Annotated in this window: 21 protein-coding genes and 3 pseudogenes; 17 read left to right on the top strand and 7 right to left on the bottom strand. The window is 71.1% G+C overall.

The genetic code is table 11. The features are described 5' to 3' along the window. Nucleotides 1-27 precede the first annotated feature (27 nt). On the bottom strand, nucleotides 28-936 hold the full coding sequence (locus Q3Y56_RS03290) for a ketopantoate reductase family protein (RefSeq protein ID WP_304460462.1): 909 nt from the start codon (nucleotides 934-936) through the stop codon (nucleotides 28-30). 135 nt (nucleotides 937-1,071) lie between these two features. Beyond that, nucleotides 1,072-1,830, bottom strand: coding sequence for a DUF72 domain-containing protein (locus tag Q3Y56_RS03285; RefSeq protein ID WP_304460461.1), 759 nt, complete (start codon nucleotides 1,828-1,830; stop codon nucleotides 1,072-1,074). A 530-nt stretch (nucleotides 1,831-2,360) separates the two neighbouring features. Here Q3Y56_RS03285 and Q3Y56_RS03280 point away from each other — a divergent pair. From Q3Y56_RS03280 to Q3Y56_RS03230, 11 genes and pseudogenes are all read left to right on the top strand, one after another. Next, complete coding sequence (locus Q3Y56_RS03280) at nucleotides 2,361-4,466, top strand: PEP/pyruvate-binding domain-containing protein (protein ID WP_304460460.1); 2,106 nt, start codon at nucleotides 2,361-2,363, stop codon at nucleotides 4,464-4,466. Then, nucleotides 4,463-5,380, top strand: a complete 918-nt coding sequence (locus Q3Y56_RS03275; RefSeq protein ID WP_304460459.1) for a hypothetical protein — start codon at nucleotides 4,463-4,465, stop codon at nucleotides 5,378-5,380. The genes Q3Y56_RS03280 and Q3Y56_RS03275 overlap by 4 nt, the downstream gene beginning before the upstream one ends. 93 nt (nucleotides 5,381-5,473) lie before the next feature. Further along, nucleotides 5,474-6,109, top strand: a complete 636-nt coding sequence (locus Q3Y56_RS03270) for a GNAT family N-acetyltransferase (protein WP_304460458.1) — start codon at nucleotides 5,474-5,476, stop codon at nucleotides 6,107-6,109. Between the two features lie 116 nt (nucleotides 6,110-6,225). After that, nucleotides 6,226-6,699 carry a VOC family protein gene (locus tag Q3Y56_RS03265; RefSeq protein WP_304460457.1) on the top strand — a complete coding sequence of 158 codons (474 nt, stop codon included), beginning with the start codon at nucleotides 6,226-6,228 and terminating at the stop codon, nucleotides 6,697-6,699. Nucleotides 6,700-7,005: 306 nt separating this feature from the next. Next, nucleotides 7,006-7,683 (top strand): response regulator transcription factor, encoded by a 678-nt coding sequence (locus Q3Y56_RS03260; RefSeq protein ID WP_304460456.1) that lies wholly within the window; start codon nucleotides 7,006-7,008, stop codon nucleotides 7,681-7,683. Between the two features lie 151 nt (nucleotides 7,684-7,834). Continuing rightward, the gene (locus Q3Y56_RS03255) at nucleotides 7,835-9,130 is read left to right on the top strand and encodes a cell wall metabolism sensor histidine kinase WalK (RefSeq protein ID WP_304460455.1); all 1,296 of its coding nucleotides are present in this window, start codon (nucleotides 7,835-7,837) and stop codon (nucleotides 9,128-9,130) included. Between the two features lie 60 nt (nucleotides 9,131-9,190). Next, nucleotides 9,191-9,517, top strand: a complete 327-nt coding sequence (locus Q3Y56_RS03250; protein ID WP_304460454.1) for a PepSY domain-containing protein — start codon at nucleotides 9,191-9,193, stop codon at nucleotides 9,515-9,517. A gap of 61 nt (nucleotides 9,518-9,578) precedes the next feature. Next, nucleotides 9,579-10,940: a hypothetical protein gene (locus tag Q3Y56_RS03245; RefSeq protein ID WP_304460453.1), complete on the top strand. Its 1,362-nt coding sequence runs from the start codon at nucleotides 9,579-9,581 to the stop codon at nucleotides 10,938-10,940. 131 nt (nucleotides 10,941-11,071) lie between these two features. Further along, complete coding sequence (locus Q3Y56_RS03240) at nucleotides 11,072-11,368, top strand: SHOCT domain-containing protein (RefSeq protein ID WP_304460452.1); 297 nt, start codon at nucleotides 11,072-11,074, stop codon at nucleotides 11,366-11,368. A gap of 44 nt (nucleotides 11,369-11,412) precedes the next feature. Continuing rightward, nucleotides 11,413-12,186: an ABC transporter ATP-binding protein gene (locus tag Q3Y56_RS03235; protein ID WP_304460451.1), complete on the top strand. Its 774-nt coding sequence runs from the start codon at nucleotides 11,413-11,415 to the stop codon at nucleotides 12,184-12,186. Beyond that, nucleotides 12,183-14,743: pseudogene (locus Q3Y56_RS03230) on the top strand (ABC transporter permease). Before Q3Y56_RS03235 ends, Q3Y56_RS03230 begins: the two are co-directional and overlap by 4 nt. Nucleotides 14,744-14,959: 216 nt before the next feature. Here the strand turns inward: Q3Y56_RS03230 and Q3Y56_RS03225 are convergent. Beyond that, on the bottom strand, nucleotides 14,960-15,577 hold the full coding sequence (locus Q3Y56_RS03225) for a TOPRIM nucleotidyl transferase/hydrolase domain-containing protein (protein WP_304460450.1): 618 nt from the start codon (nucleotides 15,575-15,577) through the stop codon (nucleotides 14,960-14,962). Nucleotides 15,578-16,010: 433 nt separating this feature from the next. Here Q3Y56_RS03225 and Q3Y56_RS03220 point away from each other — a divergent pair. Next, a pseudogene (locus tag Q3Y56_RS03220) lies at nucleotides 16,011-16,685 on the top strand (transposase family protein). Nucleotides 16,686-16,808: 123 nt separating this feature from the next. Here the strand turns inward: Q3Y56_RS03220 and Q3Y56_RS03215 are convergent. The 4 genes from Q3Y56_RS03215 to Q3Y56_RS03200 form a co-directional block, all read right to left on the bottom strand. Then, complete coding sequence (locus Q3Y56_RS03215) at nucleotides 16,809-17,513, bottom strand: hypothetical protein (protein ID WP_304460449.1); 705 nt, start codon at nucleotides 17,511-17,513, stop codon at nucleotides 16,809-16,811. A 533-nt stretch (nucleotides 17,514-18,046) separates the two neighbouring features. Continuing rightward, a complete protein-coding gene (locus Q3Y56_RS03210) occupies nucleotides 18,047-18,640 on the bottom strand; it encodes a hypothetical protein (RefSeq protein WP_304460448.1) in 594 nt (197 codons plus the stop codon). A gap of 241 nt (nucleotides 18,641-18,881) precedes the next feature. After that, on the bottom strand, nucleotides 18,882-19,199 hold the full coding sequence (locus Q3Y56_RS33345; protein ID WP_369696703.1) for a transposase: 318 nt from the start codon (nucleotides 19,197-19,199) through the stop codon (nucleotides 18,882-18,884). A 378-nt stretch (nucleotides 19,200-19,577) separates the two neighbouring features. After that, on the bottom strand, nucleotides 19,578-19,706 hold the full coding sequence (locus Q3Y56_RS03200) for a hypothetical protein (RefSeq protein ID WP_257548903.1): 129 nt from the start codon (nucleotides 19,704-19,706) through the stop codon (nucleotides 19,578-19,580). A gap of 5 nt (nucleotides 19,707-19,711) precedes the next feature. On the opposite strand from Q3Y56_RS03200, the gene Q3Y56_RS03195 reads away from it, so the two are divergent. The 5 genes and pseudogenes from Q3Y56_RS03195 (at nucleotide 19,712) to Q3Y56_RS03175 (ending at nucleotide 22,242) form a co-directional block, all read left to right on the top strand. Next, the gene (locus Q3Y56_RS03195) at nucleotides 19,712-20,296 is read left to right on the top strand and encodes a DinB family protein (RefSeq protein ID WP_304460447.1); all 585 of its coding nucleotides are present in this window, start codon (nucleotides 19,712-19,714) and stop codon (nucleotides 20,294-20,296) included. A gap of 45 nt (nucleotides 20,297-20,341) precedes the next feature. Further along, a pseudogene (locus Q3Y56_RS03190) lies at nucleotides 20,342-20,697 on the top strand (IS5/IS1182 family transposase); the annotation flags it as partial. Continuing rightward, nucleotides 20,683-21,135 carry a GNAT family N-acetyltransferase gene (locus tag Q3Y56_RS03185; RefSeq protein WP_304465458.1) on the top strand — a complete coding sequence of 151 codons (453 nt, stop codon included), beginning with the start codon at nucleotides 20,683-20,685 and terminating at the stop codon, nucleotides 21,133-21,135. The pseudogene Q3Y56_RS03190 and the gene Q3Y56_RS03185, both read left to right, overlap by 15 nt. A 75-nt stretch (nucleotides 21,136-21,210) precedes the next feature. Further along, entirely contained in the window at nucleotides 21,211-21,933 is a 723-nt protein-coding gene (locus Q3Y56_RS03180; protein WP_304460446.1) for a maleylpyruvate isomerase family mycothiol-dependent enzyme, read from the top strand. A 120-nt stretch (nucleotides 21,934-22,053) separates the two neighbouring features. After that, nucleotides 22,054-22,242, top strand: coding sequence for a hypothetical protein (locus tag Q3Y56_RS03175; protein ID WP_304460445.1), 189 nt, complete (start codon nucleotides 22,054-22,056; stop codon nucleotides 22,240-22,242). Nucleotides 22,243-22,244: the final 2 nt, after the last annotated feature.

The following is a 22,244-nucleotide window of genomic DNA, read 5'->3' as shown; positions in this document are numbered from 1 at the left end:
TGCCGCACCGCCGTCCGGTGCCGCCGCTCACCTCCCCGTGCCGCCGCCCAACTCGGCCACCAGCCGGGCGGCGACGGGCACGGCCACCCCGTGCCGCTCGGCGGCCCGCAGCAGGGCGCCGCCGATGGCGTCCAGCTCCAGCGGGCGGCCCGCCTCGGCGTCCCGCTGCATGGACGACTTCGTGTCCGCGGGGAACGAGTCGTACCGCGCCAGGACGGCGGCGGTGTCGGCCGGGCCGCCGGCGGCGCCGCTCACCGCGGCGGTCTCCTCGACCACCGCCAGCAACTCCTCGCGCCGTTCCGCCCTGACACCGCCCACGGTGAGCCCGTACCGCGTGGTGAGCAGCGCCATGGGAGCGAGAAAGCCCATCTTCGCCCACAGCGCCGCGGCCTCGTCGTCCCGTACCCGGGCGCCGACACCGGCGGCCGTCAGCACCTCGGCCAGGGCGTCGAGGCGCCCGCGGTCCACCGTGGCGCCCGCCAGGTCGACCTCGGCGAACGGGCTGCCGTGCTCGATGACGCCCGGGGCCACGCGGGTCGACTCGACGCGGATCACGCCCGGTGCCACCTGCTCCGGGCGGTAGCGGCGGCGCAGGAGGGCCGGGTGCTCGACGCCGTTGAGGAGCGGTACGACCAGCCCGCCGCCCAGCGCGGCGGGCGGCACCCGCTCCAGGGCCGCGGCCAGCGCCGTGTGCTTGACGGCGACCAGGCACACGTCGACGGGCTCGCGCAGCTCCGTGTCCGCCTCGACGTGCGCGGTGAAGTCGCCGAACGCCGAGCTGAGCACGCGGATGCCGTCCCGGCGCAGCGTCCCGGCGGTCTCCTCACCCGCGAGGCAGATCACCCGATGTCCGGCACGGGCCAGCAGGGCGGCCAGCAGCCCGCCCACCCCGCCGGGGCCGAGCACCGCCACGGTCCATGGATGTGTGCCGGTCACAGTGATTCCTCTCGTTCGATAACGATCGATCAGATGATCACCATCTGCGGAGAGTTAAGTCAATCCTCGGATTTGCTCGTAAATCTCTAAGGAATAGCTTGGGGATCGGGTACGTATGGGCTCACGCGTACGGGCTCACACGTCCGGCGTACGTGTCACCTCGCGCCCCAGTGACGCCACGGCCTTGGCGAAGGCGGCGGCGTCGTGGACGGCGGCCCCGCCCAGGTCGTTGTTGAAGTACGCGTAGACCTCGGCACTGTCCGGCCAGGTGTCGCGTACCCGCCGCGCCCAGTGGCCGAGCGCCTGGCGGCCGTAGCGGGGGTGCGGCAGGGCGGCTCCGGCATGGAAGCGCAGATACCCCCAGGCGGCCGTCCGCCACAGCGGCGCGACGGGGCGGGACCCCCGGTCCGCCCAGCACAGTGCGGCACCGTGCCGCTCCAGCAGCTGCCGGACCTCCTCCGTCCACCAGGAGTCGTGGCGGGGCTCGACGGCCACGCGCGCCGTGGACGGGAAGCAGCCCAGGCAGGCGTCCAACAGGTCGGTGTCCGCCCGCAGATTGGGCGGAAGCTGCAACAGCACGGGCCCCAGGCGGTCGCCCAGGCCGGAGGCGTGCGACATGAGCCGGTCCACGGGCTCCTCGGGGTCGCGCAGCCGCTTGATGTGCGTCAGGTACCGGCTGGCCTTGACCGCCATGACGAAGCCCGCGGGCGTGCGGTCCCGCCAGGCGGCGAACTGCTCGGCCGTGGGCAGCCGGTAGAAGGCGTTGTTGTTCTCCAGGGTCGCGAAGTGCCGTGCGTACTCCTCCAGCCACAGCCGCTGGGGGCAGCCGGACGGGTAGAGGACACCGCGCCAGTCCCTGTACTGCCATCCCGACGTTCCGATGAGGACGACCATGACCCGATCTCACCGCACGCGACGGAGCCCTCGGGGCAACTCCACGCCGGTCATTCGAGTGATGAGCGCATGTCCATACGGCGGCATCCGGGCGGTTCTGGCTCGGTCGGGCCGCCCACCGGGAGAACGTATGACAGTAGAACCACCTGAAAATCTCCCGAAACCACCCTTGAACTTCTTGAACAGAGAGGCTTTTCCATGCGCCGTATCGCTGTCCTCGTCCTCGCAGCCGCCGCGCTGCTGGGCATCGCCGCCGCCCCGCGAGCGCCGCTCCGTGCAGTGGCGACGTATGTGCCAACGGCGTCACCATCGCCATCCCGCCGCGCGGCCTGATCAAGGGGTCCATCAATTGGATGGCCGATGCGCTGAGCCCGTTGGCCGACCGATAGTCCGGATCTTCCGCTTCGGCATGGCCTCTCTCAACCCAAGTGGCCTCTCCCTGGTCTCTTTTGGCGAGGGACATCGGTCCAGGGGAATTCACCGTGCGGACGCGACGCGTTCACGCCGCATGAGATGGGGGGAGCGAGGACGTGGGGATCGAAGCGGACCAGCTGGCGGTGGTGCCGCTGGACACCGAACGTGCGAAGGACTCCGCCGTCACGGGCGCCAAGGCGGCCCATCTGGCCCGGGCGGCCGTGGCGGGGCTGCCGGTGCTCCCCGGCTTCGTCCTCGTACCCGCCGAGCGGACGGGCTCGGCCCCCGCCGGGGACGAAGCACTGCGCCGGGCCTGGCGCGAGCTGGCCGGGGAGGACGGGCGGCCGTTGGTCGTACGGTCCTCCTCCACGCACGAGGACACCGAGGAATCGTCGATGGCCGGCCGCTTCGCGTCGGTGCTCGACGTGAGGGGCTGGGAGGAGTTCACCGCCGCGGTGCGGACGGTCCTCGACTCGGCCCGCCGCGTACAGGTCCTCCACCCGCCCGAGAGACGGAGCGCGGATCCGCTGGACGGCATGGCCGTCCTGGTGCAGCCGATGCTCCGGGCGGTCACCGGCGGGGTGATGTTCGGCGCGGACCCGGTGGAGGGCCGCGAGGACCGCATCCTGATCAGCGCCGTCAGCGGCGGCCCGGACCGACTGGTGGACGGCAGTACGCAGGGCGTGCGCTACCAACTGACCCGGTTCGGCAGGCTGATACGGACCGAACCGGCCGAACAGGCCGGCTCCGCCCGACTGCTCGGCCGACGCGAGATCACCGGCTTGGTCCGGCTGGCCAAGAAGACCCAGCGGGTGTTCGGCAGCCCCCAGGACGTGGAGTTCGGATTCGACGCCGACGGGCGTCTGTGGCTGTTCCAGGCGCGTCCGATCACCGCGATGGCCGTCCGGCCGCCGCGCGACGCGCGGCTCCTGGGACCGGGACCGGTCGCCGAGACCCTGCCCGGGGTGCTCCAGCCGCTGGAGGAGGACCTGTGGGCCGTGCCCATGTCCCACGGCCTCACCCTCGCCCTCGACATCGCGGGAGCGGCCCCCCGGCGGCACCTCCGTACCCTGCCGGTGGTCACCACCGTCGACGGCCGAGCCGCCGCCGACCTGCACCTCCTCGGCGCGGTGCCCGCCGCCCATCCGCTCCTGCGCTTCATCAATCCGGCCCCCGGTGCCCGCCGCGTCTCAGCCGCCTGGCGGGTGGGACGGCTGCGCTCGGCGCTGCCGCTGCTCGCGCTGGACCTCATGGCCGACGTCGACCGGCACCTCGCCGACCTGCCCGCCCCGCAGCAGATGCTCACCGGACGGATCCTGGACGCGGTCTCCTGGGGGCGCGCCGTACTGTCGCCCCTGCACGCGCAGGAGTCGCTGGCCGGGGCGCTGCTCGGTCAGGGCTCCGGCGCGACGGCCGCCGGTGAGGCGCTGGCCGAGCTGGCCGAGGGCCGGGCGCGGGGCCTGAGCGACCATCAGCTGCTCGCCCGTCACCCCGTCCTGTTCTCCCTGCTGCCGCCCACGCTCGGCGAGCGCGGGGCCCTGCCGGAGCGTACGGGCGTCACGGGTGTGCCGCGTGGTGTGGGAGCGCTCCCGGTTCGCGAGGGCTTACGGCTGCGGATCCGCTGGGTGCAGGAGATGCAGGCGGAGATGGTCCGCGAACTCGCCGCCCGGCGATGCTTCGGTGGCGGTGTGGTGGGGCTGCCCCGTCTTGTCCTGCTGCGGTGGGAGGAGCTGAACCGGGCAGCGGACGGCGGCGGCTTGCCGTCCGATCTGGCCGAGCGCGTGCCCCGGCCGGACAGCCCGGCCCTGCCCGCCGCCTTCCGGCTGGTCGACGGTCGTCCGGTGGCCGAGCTCGCGGCCGGGCGCGGCCGGGCGGGCGAGGGACAGGGGGCGGGCGGCGGGTTCGGCGCCGGTACCGCCTGGGACGGGCACGGCGACCGGCCCGAGCATCCGGTGCTGGTGGTCCGTGCGCTGGATCCGGCGCTGGCCCCGCTGCTGCCGGGACTGGCGGGTCTGGTGGCCGAGACCGGGAGCGTGCTGTCCCACCTGGCGGTGCTCGCGCGCGAGTACCGGGTGCCCACCGCCGTGGGCGTACCGGGGGCCGTCGATCGCTTTCCGCCCGGCACCGCGCTGTCGGTGGACGGCGGCTCGGGAGTGGTGGAGAGGACCGACGGGGGCGCACCACCGCGGACCCCGGCGAGCGGGAAGGGAGCGGCGGCATGAGGTATGTGAGCTATGTCTTCGGAGGGTTGTCGGCCGCCTACGCCGGCTATTACCTGGTGCTGTACCTGTACCGGTGGGAGTGGCAGCGGGCTCTGATCTGCGGTGTGCTCCTGCTGGTGATCGAGGGCTTCCTGGCCTGTCTGGTGCTGCTTGCCCGGCTGTCCCGGTTGGAGCGGCGCATGACCGAGTACGACGCGCGCGTCGAGGAGGTACGGCGGCGGCTGGAGCAGTCCCGGGAGGAGGCGCCGGACCGCTTCCGCTGGATCGGCTCCGGGGAGCCGGACGGCACCCAGCGGACCTTCGTCTTCATCCCCGTCCTCATGGTGGCCGGGGCCGCGCTCTCGGGCATCGCGTTCGTCATCCAGAAGATCGCCGGAGCCACCGTTCGCCAGGGCGCGGAACGCCGGCTGGCCGGTCGGTTGGCGGCCCTCACCGCCCCGGCCGACACCGGGTTCGGCGGGGCGGCGGGCCCGGCACGGCTGGAGGACCGGCCCTGCGTACCGCCGTCCCGCACCGGCCGGAAGCTGGCCACCGCGGCCACGGCCGTCGCCGGTGTGGCGCTCGTGCCGCTGATGTGGGACGGCCTGGCCGACGCCACCCAGACCCGCCAGGAAGCCCTCCCGGACGCGGCGGCCACCACCGTGGTGTTCCGGATCGAGATGCGCGGTGAACCGACCCCCGAAGCCCTGGAATTGGCCGCGGGCGACCTGTGGCAGACCTGCCGCCGCTCCACCGCCGCCCAGAACGACCGGTCCGCACTCCAACGTCTGGAAAGCGACGTTTACGCGGGGGTGATCCGCCCTGCCCTTCCCCCGCACGACCTGATGCGGCTGCGGGGCTGTATCGAGGACGCCTCGACGCACCGCGCCACGGCGACCGTCCTCGGCGAGGGCCAGGCGGAACCCCGGCGCTGACATCGATCGAGCATTGAACGGCGATGTAATGTGTGCTCCCAAGTGCTGGCTATTACCCGGCCGTTGGTGCGGCCACGACTTCGGGAGGGCTTGATGGTTGCGGACATCGTCACGACCTGGGTGGCGGGCTGGGCCGTGTCCCGGCGGACACCCCCGCCGGTCGAGAAGCCCTGGGGGTTCTATGTCGAGGTGGCCGGCAACCCCGACGAAGTGGGACGCCATGTCCTGCCCGAGGCCCAGGAGTCGTGGGTCCGCAGCGCCGCCGCCTCGGTGTCCGTGCCGCGGACCTGGATGAAGATGCCCGCGGAGCCGGAGGAGATCGAGCCCTGGCTGTCCGGGGGGTGGGTGGTGGCCTGGGAGGAGACCGGACATCTGATGGCCGTCGACCTGATGGCCACGAACCCGGTCGCACCCGAGGGGTACACCGCGACCGTGGAGACCATGGGAGCCGTCACCTGCGTCCGGGTGCTGGATGCGGCGGGTGAGCAGGCGGCCCAGGGGCAGATGGCGGCCCTGGGGGAAGCCGTGGTCGTGGACCGGGTGGTGACCGAGGAGGCCCATCGGCGGCGCGGACTGGGCGACTTCGTGATGCGTGCGCTCGCCGACCGCGCCCTGGAGGAGGGCGCGGTCCTCGGCGTTCTCGGCGCGACCGACGCCGGGCGCGCCCTGTACGAGACGCTGGGCTGGAAGAAGCACGCGACGCTGGCGGAGTGCGTCTACCGGCCTTGAGGCAGGAGCGTCGGCCGTACGCGCCGTGCTCCGTTCGGCTGCGTCGGGCTGCCGGGCGCCAGGGGGCGTGGCAGCCTGTCGGGCGGGGGGAACCGAGACCCTGAGGAGAACGCGCGGTGAGTGTCAAGCCGATTCCCGAGGACTACCCCCGTGTCACGCCCTATCTGGCCGTCGACGGCGCGGCGGCTGCCATCGACTTCTACTGTGAGGTGCTGGGCGCGACCGAACGCATGCGTATTCCGGCACCCGGTGGCAGGATCGGCCACGCCGAGCTGCAGATCGGGAATTCGGTGATCATGCTCGCGGACGAGTTCCCGGAGATGGGCGCGCGGGGTCCGAAGACGGTCGGCGGCACTCCGGTGAACCTGTACGTGTACGTGGACGACGCGGACGCCGCCTTCGCCCGGGCCATGGCGAAGGGCGCCAAGGAGCTCCAGCCGATGGCGGACCAGTTCTACGGCGACCGGGCAGGCCAGTTCGAGGACCCCTTCGGGCATCGCTGGAACGTCGCCACGCACGTCGAGGACGTGTCCGCTGATGAGCTGGCCGAACGCGCCGCCGCGGCGATGCAAGGCTTGCAGGGCGCCTGAAGCCATGGCGCTCGATGAGGAAGCGAAGGGTGGAGCCGGGCAGATCGAAGCTGCTCAGCGCAGTACGGCTGCCAGCAGGTCGGCCCCCAACGCCGTCAGATCTGCCGCCGCCGTCGCCACCTAGCCAGACCGGCCTCTGCGACACCCACGTCCCGTACCGCCTCCGCTTGCGGGCAGCGCGGGTCCGGGGCACACAATGACGGAGAGGAGGAAGAGCCCATGGCTTCTGGAGTGCGACCGCCGGAGGCCGGACGGTGGGCCGGTGGGCCTGCCGGCCCGCCGTCCTGCTGACCGGTCTCGCCGACGATGCGTCTCCTGGTGGTCGAGGACGAGGAGCGGCTCGCCGAGGGGCTGCGCCATGGGCTGGAGGCCGAGGGCTTCGCCGTGGACGTGGCGCTCAACGGCACCGACGGTCTGTGGATGGGCAAGGAGAACCCCTACGACGCGATCGTCCTCGACATCATGCTGCCCGGGCTCAACGGCTACCGCGTCTGCGCGGCCCTGCGGGAGCAGCGCATCTGGACGCCGATCCTCATGCTCACCGCGAAGGAAGGCGAGTGGGACGAGGTCGAGGGGCTGGACACCGGTGCCGACGACTATCTGACCAAGCCGTTCTCCCACGCGGTCCTGGTCGCCCGGCTGCGGGCTCTGCTGCGCCGCGGAGCCGCCGAGCGGCCGACGGTGCTGGTGGCGGGGGACCTGCGGCTGGACCCGGCGGCCAAACGGGTGTGGCGGGGCCAGGCCGAGGTGGAGCTGACCGCCCGGGAGCTCTCGCTCCTGGAGTTCCTGCTGCGCCACCGGGGCGAGACCGTCTCCAAGCAGGCCATCCTCGATCACGTCTGGGACTACGACTTCGAGGGCGATCCGAACATCGTCGAGGTCTACGTTCGGCGCCTGCGCAACAAGCTCGACCGTCCTTTCGGGCGAGCGGCCATCGAGACCCTGCGGGGCTCCGGATACCGGCTGGCCGCCGATGGCGGCTGACAGGTCGGCGGACTCGCCCCGCGGGAGGCCGCGTCGGACGAACCCACGCGACAGCGGCGCGGGCGGCAGCGGCGCGGGCGGCAAAGGCCCGCGGCGTACGGGCCTGCTCGCGCGGGCCGGCACGGTCCGCGTCCGGTCGACTCTCGCGGCGGTGCTCGTGGTGGCCGTCGCGCTGGTCGCCGGGGCCCTGACCCTGGTGGCCGGACTGCGCGGGACGCTCACCGACCAGGTGCGTTCGGCGGCCAAGGCCCGGGCCGCCGAGGTGGCCGCGCAGCTCGAAGGGGGACGGGAGCCGACCCTCGCGGTCGCCGAGGAGGACGAGGAGGTGATCCAGGTCCTCGACGCGGGCGGCAGGGTCGTGGCGTCCAGCCCCAACGTCCGCGGCAGCCCCGCGCTCGCGGCACTGCGGCCGGGGCAGTCGTCGGAGATCTCGACGCCGGTCGACGACGACCGGTTCATCGCCGTGGCCGCGGCTGCCGACACCCCGAAAGGGGCGCGCGTCGTGGTCGCCGCCCGCGCGCTCGCGGACGTCTCCGATTCGACGCAGACGGTCATCAGGCTGCTGTTGATCGGCCTGCCGGTGCTGCTGTTGCTGGTCGGTTTCACGACCTGGAAGGCGGTGGGACGGGCGCTGGCGCCGGTGGAGGCGATCCGCACCCGGGTCGACGAGATCTCCGCCGCCGCGCTGGACCGCAGGGTCCCGGAACCGTCCGGAGGCGACGAGATCGCCCGCCTGGCGGCGACGATGAACCGCATGCTGGGCCGCCTGGAGCGCGCCCAGGCCAGTCAGCGGCGCTTCGTCTCCGACGCCTCCCACGAGCTGCGCTCGCCGATCGCCACCATCCGGCAGCACGCCGAGGTCGCACTCGCCCACCCCGAACTCACCCCCGTCACCGACCTGGCCGGGACGGCGCTGGCCGAGGGACTCCGTATGCAGTACCTGGTCGACGACCTGCTCCTGCTGGCCCGGGCCGGTGAGCAGACCCTGGCGCTCCAGCGCCGCCCGATCGATCTCGACGACCTGGTCTTCGAGGAGGCGGGCCGCCTCCGAGCGGTGACCGGTCTGCGGATCGACACCGCCGCCGTCTCGGCCGGGCGTGTCCGCGGCGACGCCGCAGGCTTGCGGCGCGTGCTGCGCAATCTCGCGGACAACGCGGCCCGATACGCCCGCGGGCAGGTGGCCTTCACCCTGTCCGAACGGGCGGGGAACGTTGTCCTCACCGTCGAGGACGACGGTCCCGGCATCCCGGAGGAGGAGCGTGAGCGGGTCTTCGAACGGTTCGTACGACTCGACGACGCCCGGGCCCGTGACCACGGCGGGACCGGCCTCGGACTCGCCATCGTCGCCGAACTCGTCCGCGCGCACGGCGGCACGGTCGCGATCGCCGGCAGCGGGCTGGGCGGCGCGCGCATCGAGGTGGTCCTCCCCGCCGGAGACGGCGCCTGAGTTCAGCTTCTGTTCAGCACGCACGGCGCAGGATGGGGTGAGCAGGAGAGGAGCCCCGTGATGAACCGCAAGAAGAAGTGGATCGTCGGCGCGGCGGCCACCGCCGCCCTGGTCGGCGGCGGAACAGGAATCGGTCTGGCGAGCAGCGGTGGCGACGACTCGGAGCCGCCGATCACCGGAGCCGCACTGGAGAAGGCGAGCACCGCGGCACTCGACCACACCGGCGGCGGCCGGGTCACCGACTCCGAAGTCGGTGACGAGGACGCCTTCTACGAAGTCGAGGTGACCCTCCCCGACGGCAGCCGGATCGACGTGCACCTCGATCAGGACTTCAAGGTCGTCGGCAGCCAGCCCGACCACGGCCCGGAAGACGAAGGCCGGGACTGACCGCCGGGACTGACCACCGAGAACCGACCACCCTTCATCGACCTGGGGGAAGGGGGACGCCATGCTGCGCCACGGGATGACCCGCCCCGTGCTGCTGGCCATCGGTGTGGCCGCCGCGGTCGTCACCGGTGCCTGCGGCGATTCGGGCACCGATTCCGGCAGGCTGCCCGCGGGCCCGGCCTGTGTGAAATCCGAGGCGGACGGCAGATGCCTCCCCCTCGCCCCGACCGGCGACCGGGTGGACCTGGACAAGCCGGAGTTCTCCCGTCCCACCGCGGTGACCAACCCCCTCCACCCCACCGGCAAGGTCGCCCAGACCCTCTACGGCGGCCGGGCCGACGGCGAGCCGTTCCGGGCGGAGGTGACGCTCCTGCCCGGCACCAAGACCATCACCTGGAACGGCGAGCGGATCGACGCGGTCATCTCGCAGTACGTCGCCTACCAGGACGGCCGTATCGCCGAGGTGGCGCTCGACTGGTACGCCCAGGCGGATGACGGATCGGTGTGGTACCTGGGCGAGGACGTGTCCAACTACGAAGACGGCGTCGTAGCCGACACGGAGGGCACCTGGCAGGCCGGGAAGGACGGCACCGCGGCGATGATCATGCCCGCCGAGCCCGAGGTCGGTGACGCCTACCGCCCCGAGAACATCCCCGGCACGGTGTTCGAGGAGGTGAGCGTCAAGGCCGTCGACCGGACGGTGCCCGGCCCGAACGGCCCCGTGCAGGGGGCGATCACCGTCGAGGAGATCCACCAGGACAGCGCGCGCGAGGAGAAGATCTTCGCGCCGGGCTACGGCGAGTTCTCCACCGGAACCCGCGAGGGCGACCTGGAGGCCGTGACCCTCGCCGTACCCACCGACGCGGTGGGCGGCCCGGTTCCGGCCGAACTCACCCGCATCTCCGGCGCCGCGGACCGGGTGTTCGACACCGCGGGCACGGGGGACTGGTCCGGCGCGTCGGCCGCGGCGACGACCGCGCAGCGGGCCCGGGACACCTACGGCGCCGGCGACGTTCCGGCCGCACTCGGCGACCAGCTGAGCGGCGCCGTGGACGCCATGAACGCGGCCGTCACCGCCCGCGACGCGGACGACGCCCGCCAGTCGGCCCTCAAGGTCGCGCAGGCCGACCTGGACCTGCAACTGCGGCACCGGCCTCCTGCCGACATCGATGCCGCACGCCTGGACCTCTGGACCCGTCAGCTCCTCATCGACACGGCCGCCGACGACCACGGCGCCGTGGCAGGCGACGTGGCCACGCTCGAACGGATCTGGGACCGAGTCGGCCACACCGTCGACAAGGACACCGCGCCCCTCGTCGAGAACCGGCTCCGCGAACTGCGCCAGGCGGCGGACGACCGGGACCTCGCAGCCGTGGCCGAGAGCATTCCCGCCCTGCGGTCGACATGGAGCACGCTCCGATAACGCAGCCGGGCGCGGCATGTACTCCCCGCGTGGTACGCGGGGTGTCGCTGGCCGTACGACGACGAGGTGCCCCGCCGCGATCAGGCTTGGTGGAGACGCAACAAGCATGGCCACCGAGGAGCTGAACCAAGATGAACACCTTGGCGCACGGATTCGCCGACGGCAGCGGACCCGGTCCGTGGATTCTTCTCTTCCCGCTGGTGTGGGCGCTGGTCGTGGCGGGCGGGATCCTCCTGCTGCGCCGCACCGTGTGGCGGGGCCGCGCCCCGTGGCAGCGGGTTCGGGCCGCGGGACACGGCGAGCAGTCGCCGATCGCGCTGCTCGGCCGCCGCTTCGCCGCCGGGGAGATCGACGAGGACGAGTACTGGCGCCGACTGTCCGTCCTGGACGAGCAGTTCGGCCGCGCGGGCAGCGGCGGTGGTCGCTGATGGGCTCCCAGCCCGAGCCCGTGACGGGCTCCCATCCCGGGCCTGTGACGGGCTCCCAGCCCGCCGCCCGCGTGGTCGACGCGGTCAAGGTCTACGGATCGGGTGACACCGAGGTGACCGCCCTGGCCGGGGTGAGCCTCGACTTCCCCACCGGCCGGTTCACCGCGATCATGGGCCCCTCCGGGTCCGGCAAGTCCACCCTGATGCACTGCGCCGCGGGGCTCGACACGCTCACCTCGGGGTCGGCGTACATCGCCGGCACCGAGCTGGGCGTACTCGGCGACCGCAAGCTGACACTGCTGCGCCGCGAGCGGATCGGATTCGTCTTCCAGGCGTACAACCTCGTGCCGACGCTGACGGTCGCCGAGAACATCACGCTGCCGCGGGACCTGTCCGGCGCCCGCGCCGACGCGGAGCAGCGCGCCTGGGTGGACAGCCTGATCGAGGTCGTCGGGCTGCGCGACCGGCTGCACCACCGGCCGAGCGAGCTGTCCGGCGGGCAGCAGCAGCGCGTGGCCGTGGCCCGCGCCTTCGCGAGCCGCCCCGATGTCGTCTTCGCCGACGAGCCGACCGGCAACCTCGACTCCCGTTCCGGCGAGGAGGTGCTGCGGCTGCTCGGCCGGGCGGTGCGCACGATGGGGCGTACGGTCGTCATGGTCACCCACGACCCGGTGGCCGCCGCCCACGCCGACGAGGTCGTCTTCCTCGCCGACGGGCGGCTGGTGGACCGGATGGCCGAGCCCACCGCCGCACGGGTCCTGGACCGGATGAAGGCGTTCGACGGCGGATCGCGATCCCCGCGGGCGGTGGCGTCATGAGCGGCCGCGCCACACTGCGCATCAGCGCGGCCTCGTTGCGCGCGCACAAGCGGCGCTTCGCGGGCACGTTCCTCGCCGTCCTGCTGGGCGTCGCCTTCCTCGCCGGCACGCTGGTGATGGGCGACACACTGCGCGCCAGTTTCGACACTCTGTTCGGCAGGGCGAACCAGGGTACGGACGCGGTCGTGCGCAGCGCCGACGCCATCACCGTGCCCGGGGAGGGTCGGGGCAACCGGGCGCCCGTCGACGCCTCGCTCGCCGAGCGGATCGCGAAGGTGCCGGGCGTCGCCGCCGCCGTGCCCAGCGTCCAGGGCGCCGGACAGCTCCTGGGCCGCGACGGCGACCCCGTCGGCGGCCAGGGCCCGCCCACCCTCGCCGGCAACTGGATCAGCGACGCCCAACTCAATCCGTACCGGATCGCGGAGGGCCGGGCGCCGCGCGCCTCCGGCGAGGCCGTCGTCAACCGGGGCGCGGCCGAGGCGGGCGGCCTGAGGATCGGCGACACCGCCGTGCTGCGCACCCCGACCCCGTACGGGTGACGATCGTCGGCCTGGCGACCTTCGGCGGCGAGGACGGCATGGGCCGCAGCACCTTCACCGGACTCACCCGGGCCGACGCCGAGAAGTACCTCACCCCCGAGCCGGGGCAGGCCACGAGCATCCAGGTCCGGGCCACCCCCGGCGTCGCCGAGCAAGAACTCGTCGACGCCCTGGAGTCCGTGCTCCCCGAGAGCGTCGAGGCGATCACCGGCCAGGAGGCCACCGAGGAGAACCTGGACATCGTCTCCGGCCGGTTCCTGAACCTGTTCACCACGTTCCTGCTCGTCTTCGCCGGAATCGCGCTGCTGGTGGCCACGTTCAGCATCCACAACACCTTCGCCATCGTCGTCGCCCAGCGCACCCGCGAGAACGCCCTGCTGCGCGCGCTCGGCGCCGCCCGCCGCCAGATCGTCGGCGCGACCCTCGCCGAGGCCGCGGTGGTCGCCGTCATCGCCTCCGGCGGCGGGCTGCTCGGCGGCGTCGGGATCGCCGCCGGGCTGCAGGCGCTGTTCCCGGCGGTCGGCTTCCCGTTCCCCGAAGGCGACCTGGTCATCGGCGCGGTCTCGCTGCTGCTGCCGCTCGCCGTCGGTGTGCTGGTCTGCCTGGCCTCCGCGCTGCTGCCCGCCGTACGGGCCGGACGCACCGCGCCGCTCGCCGCGCTCCGCGAGACGGCCGTGGACACCTCCGGCACCTCCCGGCGCCGGGCCGTCATCGGTGCGCTCCTGGGCGCCACGGGCATCGCCCTGACCGCGGCCGGAGCCACCGCGGGACCGTCGATCACCCTGGCCGGGACCGGGGCGGCGCTCACCCTCGCCGCGTTCATCGTCCTGGGCCCGGTCGCCTCGACCGCCGTCGTACGGGTCCTGGGCGGGCCGCTGAGCAGGCTCCGCGGCATCACCGGCGCGCTCGCCCAGCGCAACGCGCTGCGCAGCCCCCGCCGGACCGCGGCCACTGCCACCGCGTTGATGATCGGGGTCGCCGTGGTCGCGCTGTTCACCGTGTTCGCCGCCTCCCTCAAGACGACGATGGACCGGACGGTCTCGCGCGCCTTCGCCGGCGATGTGGCGGTCAGCGCGCCCGCGTTCGGCGCGGGCGGCAGCGGGCTCAGCCCCAGGCTCGCCCCGGCACTCGACCGGCTGCCCGAGGTGGACACCGCGCTCGGCCTCGGTCGGGGCGTGGCAAAGGTCGACGGGGCGGGGCGGCAGCTGACCGTCACCGACCCCGCGGCCCTCGCCCGGGTCCTCGATCTCGGCCGGATCGACGGCAGCCTCGACGGACTCGGCACCCGCGGCCTCGCGGTCTCCGCCGACGAGGCGGACAAGCGCGGCTGGCGGGTCGGCAGCACGGCTGCGCTCACCTTCACCGACGGGCGGACCGAGCCGTACACGGTACGCGCGGTCTACGGCCAGGACGACCTGGCCGGCGAGTACGTCATCACCCGCGCGGCCTGGGCCCCGCACCGCGTACAGGACTCCGACACCCTGGTCGCGGTCTCCTTCAAGGACGGCGTGCCGGTCGGCGACGGCAAGGCGGCGGTGGCCGACACCGCGGCGGCGTACGGCGATCCGGAGGTCCAGACACGCGACGAGTACGCCGCGTCCTCGGCCGCGGGCATCGACATGATGCTCACCCTCGTCAACGCGCTGCTGGCCCTCGCCGTCGTCATCGCCCTGCTCGGCATCACCAACACCCTCACCCTCGCCGTCCACGAGCGCACCCGCGAACTGGGCCTGCTGCGCGCCGTCGGCCAGACCAGGGCCCAACTGCGCGCCATGGTGCGCTGGGAGTCGGTGCTGGTCGCGGCGTTCGGCACGGCGAGCGGCCTGGTCCTGGGCGGCTTCCTCGGCTGGGCACTGGTACGGGCCTCCGACACCGCGGGCACCAGCGCCTTTACGCTCCCGCCGGCCCAACTCGCGGCCGTGGCCCTGGTCGGGCTCACCGCCGGTGCGCTGGCCGGGTTGCGGCCCGCCCGGCGGGCGGCCCGACTGGACGTACTGCGCGCCATCGCGACGGAGTGACGTAGGGCAGGTAGCCACCGCCTGCCTGACTGGTAGTCAGAATCACGTCTCCATCCCTAGGCCGGCCGCCGTGATGACCGTGGTGGAGCGTCTGTCGCCGCTTGGCCGAGTGGAGCCTGGCCAGGGTGTGGGCAAGCCGCACCGCGGGTTCTGGGCGAACTCGGCGCACGCGGCGGGATGCGCGTCGTCTCTGCCGGGATCGACGTCGCCCAGCGGTCAGAGGCTGGAGAGCAGCCCGTCGAGTGGGGCTGGGACGCGGTCGGGGTCGAGGGCCTCGACGAGGACGCGGCCGTAGTGGATCTTGCGCCCCTTCTTCGTTCCGAGGAAACGCCTGAACTGCTGCTGTGGGGCGCGGCCCTGCTGTGCGGGCTGGCGCAGGAAGGTCTGCAGGGCACGCAAGTCGCCTTCCGCCCGGACGAGCTCCTCCACCCGTGTCACGCCCAGCACGCGGATGAGCTCGTCTTCCAGATCCGCCGCGCAGACGAAGAAGCCTTGCTGTGCCGCACTGACCCGTTCGAAGCCGCGTGCGTAGTAGGGACGCTCCGCCTCGTCGCACAGTCCCGTGAGGCGGAGGCCCAGGCCGGGTGAACCGAGGAGCCGGGCGTAACGCCCGACGCTCATCGCACCGCCGATCGGCAGGACACAGACCCCTTCGGCCGCGAGGTCCCGGCCGCGGCTCTCCGCCAGCGCGTTGACCGCCGCGACGTCGCTCGGCCCTTCGAGGAGGACGGCCACCCGGACAGGCAGCCGCGCGGCCAACTCGTGCGCGGGGTCGCCGGGGCCACCCGCCGCCCACGCGGTGACCGCGTCCCGGAACGCCCTCATGTCAGCCATGTAGCCAGTCTCAGCCCGTTTCTGCCACAGCGCGAGGGAATTTCCGCCGGGGCGTCGATCGGCGGTGAGCAGCCGGGCCCGAAGCTGCCGCCCAAATGAGACGATTTCTCAGGCAGTCCGAAGTCCTGGAGTTGGCCGGCGGACCGGCGGGCCGGGTACAGCCGCGGTCCCGGCTGGTGGCGGACGCCACCAGCCCGGAATGTCTCCGTAAAATATCTGGGATTACCCGCCGACCACTGACGTTTTCTCAGCGAAGTGACCAATGGGCTTGCGGAAGCGACCAGTTGGGTGAGCGGGGCGGGGAAGCCTCGGCTGCAGACAGGCGTGGGACCCCTGGTAGGACGGTTCTCTCTCACAAGATCGTCTGCTGCGAAAAACCAGAGGCCCTACGTTGGTTACCTATGTTGCCACGCTCGACGTCCCACGCCACGTCGTGGAGTACCTTGCCCGCCTGCTGGCCGCCCATCGCCGCCGGATCGGGACTCCGAGGAACTCACGCGCCTTGGGCCCGTACCGCCAAGCAGTGCTGGTCCTGCGCTGGTTCCGCGAACGCAGCTGCGTGCACTGCCTCGCCCGCGACGCTGGCGTCTCCCAGGCAACCGGCTACCGCTACCTCCTGCATGACCCACGTGATCCTCGACGGCACGCTGATCGTCTCCGACCGCGTCGCCGGTCTCCGCGAGAACGGCAATGACCTCTGGTTCAGCCAGAAGCACAAGGCGTTCGGCGGCAACGTACAGTTCCTGGCCGCCCCTGACGGCGCCCCGCTGTGGGTCTCCGACGCCGAACCCGGCTCCACCCCCGACATCACCGCCGCCCGCCTCCACGCATTCCCCGCCCTCTACAAAGCGGCGGCCGACGGTCTGCCCACCCTCGCCGACAAGGGCTACATCGGCGCCGGCATCGGCATCCTCGTCCCAATCCGCCGTCCGAAAGGCCAGTCGGAAAAAGCCCTGCACGCCGACACACGAACCACGAACAACCTGATCAGAGGTATCCCAACTCCTGTGCTGCCCGTCGGCTTCGCCGCGTCAGCCTGCTCCGGGGTAAGCGGTGGTGTGCCACCCGAGGCCGGCTTTCAGATGCTCGATCAGCCGTGAGTCGGTGACCACCACGTCGTAATCGGCCCCTACGCGTATCTCCTCGCATCGGAGGAAGGCCGCGGCGGATTCAGGGGACATCTTCAGGACTATTCCGGAGCGGATGGGTTTGGGGATGTTGGCGTAGCGGGTCACAGGCGGGCCTCCAGACGTTCTTGCAGCGGGCTGAAGTCGTCCTCAGGAAACAGGCCGGGGAGCACTTGGAGCCCGTGTTCAAGCCGCTCTCGCACGACGTTGAAGTCCGCAGTGCCGAGCGGAGCATCGGTGAAGAGGTACTGCCAACCGTGAAGTCCTTTGGTGAGCAGCAGTGCTTCCTGGTATTCGACGAAAGTCAGATCGAGCTTGATGTATCCATAGGGGAAAGGGGGACCTCCGATGGTCTTTTGATCCTCGAACCAGATCTCCAAGGGGCTCTGTTGCGTCATCCGAATATTGGCCCGGAACAGGGGGACTACCCTCTGCCCAGTATCAAAAGGGCGGAGTTGTGCAACAAACTCTTGATGGAAGGGATCCTCCATCGCCTCGGCCGCAGGGCTGGGGCCCATGCCTAGAATTTCGACGGGAGAGGGGATATGGAACTCTCCATGGAGCTGGTCCGGTGACGATTTGGATTCCCAGTAGGCGGAAACTTCGGTGAGTCGAAGGGAATCCCTCAGCATCGAGCTGTCGAGCCGGATGCCCGCCCAGGCGGCATCGAAATGCGACAGATCCTCAAGCTGCTTGAAGGAGAGGGAGGGCTCTCCGAAGGAACGTTCGGCGAGAGTGAGTTCCTTGGTCTTCCGGAGTCGTTGAAGCATTTCCTTGTACTGCAGTTCGAGGGTGTTGAGATTGGGCATTTCTTCCCGTGTCCTGTCCATCAGAAGGTAAAGCGCTCTTGGCCGTGGTAGACGCTCATCCGGTTCAGGTAGTGGTCCCGCTTCAGGAGGTGACGGCCTCCCCGGTTCATGCCCTCAGGAATCTTGTACGCCCTGAGTCGAGTGTCCAGGAGTGATATTCAATCGTCAAAGGCCTCATACGCAGCCTCCGCGCCCTGCACGAGCGCACCGCCGCGGAGCTCAAGCAATCCTGGCGAGCCCTGCAGCGCGTCACCATGAGCCCCAGCCGCAACGGCGAGAGCGCCCCGCCCCGCGCTGGTCCTCAACGCAATCTCGGCTGCATGCGAGGGAAATGACGGCGTCGTGGAGTTGTGTCATGTGGCCCCCCCGTGCGGCGCCCGGCGCGACTGGATGGTCCTCTGCGACCGCAACGAAGTCAGCATCCGCTGCCGTTGCGCACATCAGTGGGTCGAGCGCCCCCGTTACGCCCTTGGCGTGAACGTGGTCGATCCTCCCGGGGCCGTGGATGCCTACGGCGGCCCGATGCGGAACGTTCAGCCGGCCGCACCCTCGCTGGCGGGCGCGTGCGCGGTATCCGGTGTGCGGCTTCGGGCCAACGGAGTGAGGCCTGCCATGAGGACGACGGCCGCAAGCGGGATCAGGTCGAGGCTGACCGCGATCAGGATGAACGACACGAACACGAGCGCCGGGCTCCACACGGGCAGCAGCCTGGGCCGTACGGACGCCGTCATGATCAGCAGGGTGAGTATTCCGAGCTGGAAGGCCATCGGCCCTGCGAACTCGAGAGGGCCGGGCAGCGGGGCGGACTCGGCGAGGCCGGAGAACAGATCGCCGAGGATCACCCAGACGAAGCAGCCTGCGCCGAACACTCCGGCGACCATGGCGGCACTGGCAGCGGTTCTCATCCGGATGGTGGCCGCAGGAATGAGGCTGCGCAGCATCACGACGAAGGCGCCGAGCAGGAGGAAGGCGACAAGGAAGAACGTGTGGCCGACGTTCCAGGCCACCCCCGGGCCGTGGTCGCCGTCCATGCCGTCGATCAGGCGAAGCACACCGTATAACAGCAGCAGGAGGGGAATGAGGACACAGAGCAGTCGAGTTGTGCCTGTTGTCGATGTCATGCTCATACGGTCGCTGCCTGGTCTGAGCACGAGCCATCCGGACGATCCCCGAGCACACCCGGAAAGCCGCCTTAGGGGTTGGCCGGCTCAACGGCCGGGTCTTTCCGGACGCGTGGGCGTTCACCAGCCGCCGCCATCCCTCTTCTGCTTCCCGCAGCCGGCGGGCCAGCTCCTCTGCCCGTTCGCCGCCGGCACGTCGTCGGTCGTAGTGCTCACGTGGTGCCTGTGAGCGCAGGGCGGCGAAGGCTCACATGTAGCCCGCGGAGGCCAGTCGTTGGTTCTCGACGGTCCTGGCGACCACGACGTGGCTACGGCCGGAGGCCCGTGTCACGGGCGCCGCACCGGCGTATGCCTTCAGGGCCCGGGCATCGGCGAACCGTTCGCGGTCGTCGCCGACCTCGGCCAGGACGCGGGCCCCGGACATGACCGACAGGCCCGGGAAGCTGCTGATGATCTCCGCGTCCGGGTGGGAGAGGAACGCTTCCTCCGTGGCCGTCGCGAGATCGCTGACGCTCTGGCAGGCCGCGTCGAGCTGCTGGACGAGGGCCTGGGTTTGCCGGCCCATGGCTGCTCGACCTGCGGCAGCTGGTGCAGATGGTCCCCGCGGAAGACCTCCCGGAGCCACTCGGCCTCGGCCCCGACCTCGGCCCCGACCTCGGCCTCGACCCCGCGCCGGAGCCGCCCGGCCCGCTTCCGGAGCGCGCGCAGCTGGCTGCGGGCGAGCCGGGCCGCTGCGGCCGGGGTGGGTGCCGCGGCCAGGACCGTGCGGGCGTGGGCAGAGTCGAGCCCCAGGGTGCCGCTGCCGTGGAACGCGGTTAGGGCGGCCGGGTAGTACTCGCGCAGGTGGGAGCAAGCAGACCCAGTACCGCCCGGACCTGATCGACGGCTGCTTCACCGGCCGCCGGCCTGATCACGGACGGCTGACCGACATTCAGAGGTTGTCTCACGTGGCAAGTTTCGCGAGCTTCTTGTAGCAGGTCAGGGCGGCGGCCATGGCCAAGCCTCGGCTCTGCCAGTCGTTGCGGACCACGTACGGGATCTTGAGACCACGAGCAGCCCATGGCAGGCTCATGCCGCATGATCGATGAATTCGCGAAAGACAACCTGCACGGGAGACTGCGGCGGGACCGCAAGGCGCTGCTCTGGAAACTCGACGGCTTGTCCGAATACGACGCCCGCCGGCCTTTGACAGCGACCGGGACCAACCTCCTCGGCCTGGTCAAACACGTGGCCACCGTCGAGGCCAGGTACTTCGGCGAGGTCTTCGACCGCCCTTCCCCGGAGCCGCTGCCCCGGTGGCAGGACTACAACGGCAACGACCTGTGGGCGGCCGAGGACGAGACCCGCGATCAGATCATCGGGTTCTACCGGCGCACGTGGGAACACTCGGACGCGACGATCAACGAGCTTCCCCTCGACGCCCGCGGCCACGTGCCGTGGTGGCCGGAGCCTTATCCGAACACGAACCTGTTCGCCATCATGGTCCATGTCCTCGGCGAGTCCAACCGGCATGCCGGGCACGCCGATATCCTGCGCGAGGGCCTCGACGGCCGGACCGGGGTGCGCGCCGAACACGAGAAGCAGATCGACGAGGAAGCCCGTGCAGCCTACTGCGCGAAGATCGAGCAGGCCGCCAGGTCGGCCGCACCCATCAAGGCTTAGAGGTTGTCTCACGTGACGTGATGTTCGTGCGGCATGCTGCCGGTCGTGGGTGCTGATCTATCGAAGCGTCTGGTTCCTGATGAACTCTGGGCCGCCCCGTTGCTGCCGTCGTTCGGCACGTCGCCCGCCACCGCGCATCGCCGCTTCACGGTATGGACCGAGGCCGGCCCGTGGCGTCGGCTACACCGGGCGGTGCTGGACGAACTCGGGGCCCGGAGCGAGGTGGACTGGACCTCGGCGACCGTCGACGCGGCCTCCGTTCGCGCCGAAAGGGGGGATCGCTGACCGGGCCGAACCCGGTCGATCGCGGCAAGAAGGGCAGCAAGCTGCACGTGCTGTCCGATGCCCAGGGCATCCCGCTCGCCGTCGCCGTGTCCGGCGCGAACATGCACGACAGCCTCGCCCACAAGACGGCACATGCCGAGTTGCTCAACGACCCCAATCCGTCCCTCCGCTGCGGCATCCTTCTTCACGGCGCCCTCATCGGCCGCGTTGACCTTGTGGCCGTCAACCCACCCAAGTACGGCTTCGGATACTGGCTCGACCACGAGGCAACGGGACATGGGTACGCCACGGCAGCCTGCCGTGCGCTGATCGAGTACGGAGCCACTGTGTTGGGCGCCACCGACGTGTTCGCGGGCGTCACCCACGGAAATGACAGGAGTGGCGCCGTGCTGACCCGGCTCGGTTTCAAGGTCGCCGAGGTCTTCGAGACCTACACCCGATACCACCGGGCCCTCGTCGCCTCACCCTGCGCGTATCCCACACAACGGTGCGATCGGACCGAACCGGCCACCGCCAGCCGAACGGGCCCGACATCACCCAATCCACTTCAGTAGCGCACCTGCGCTCGACCCGTCGGACAGGCCCCAGGGCGCGTATCGGAAGTGGATCAACATCGCTAGGCTTTGGCAGTGGTCAACTCGCTCATGGCTCCTGACGAACTGGTGGTTCGGGTCTCGCAGTCGCATGCCCGGGTGCTTGAACTGGTCGATCAACTCGACGACCAGCAGAAGGAAGCATCCTCTGCCCTGCCGGGGTGGACCCGCGGGCACGTCCTCCAGCACCTTGCCGACAACGCCCGTGCCTTCGAGCGGCAGGCACTGGCTGCTCTGCAGGGCGAGCTCATCGATATGTACGACGGCGGACAGGCAGAGCGTGACCAGTCCATCGACCAAGGGGCGGCCCGGCCCCTGGCCGAGCTTCGCGAGGAACTGAGGCTGACCCAGCGGGCACTGGAAGATACCTGGAGTCGGCTGACGGCAGCAGATTGGCAACGCGCGGTCCGGTTCCGCCATGCCAGGGTGCTGGATACTGCGCTGGCACGGTGGCGAGAAGCAGAGATCCATGCTGTTGACCTCGCGGTCGGCTACCGCCCCCGCGACTGGCCGCGGGACTTCGCCCTGCACGCTCTGGACTTCCTGTCCGACCGTGCCCCAGTCGGCACTCGGCTGCTCTTGCGGGCCACTGACGATGAGTTCGCCCAAGCCCTGGGTACTGGCGTGACGATCGAGGTCTTCGGAGCAGTGCGTGACCTTGCGGCTTGGATGGCCGGCCGCAGCACCGACGGCCACCTCGACACGACCGGCCCCCACTTGCCGGAACTGGGTCCATGGCCGCCTGACCCCGCAGATTGAGGGGCAGGCGGCGCAGATCTGGAACGATCTCGCATTAGCTTGTTCTTTAAGGTCTGGCCTGCTTCGAAGGTTGGCCGTATTGGATCTCGCCTGCGAAGGCACGTTCGGCACAATGATCGTGTGACGAACAATGAGGACGCTGGAGCACCGTCTATCAGCACAGGGTTTGTTGTAGGCATGATGATCGGTATCGCAGTCGGGCTCGTGCTCGGGCTGGCTGTCTTCGACAACATGGCTATCGGCCTGGTGCTCGGCGGTGGTGCAGGCGGAGTCCTCGGTGTCACTCTCCCGGCGGCTCGGCGCTCGTAGCG

It is taken from the genome of Streptomyces sp. XD-27, from assembly GCF_030553055.1.
Taxonomy (GTDB): Bacteria; Actinomycetota; Actinomycetes; order Streptomycetales; family Streptomycetaceae; genus Streptomyces.
This window is presented reverse-complemented; position numbering and strand designations above follow the sequence as displayed.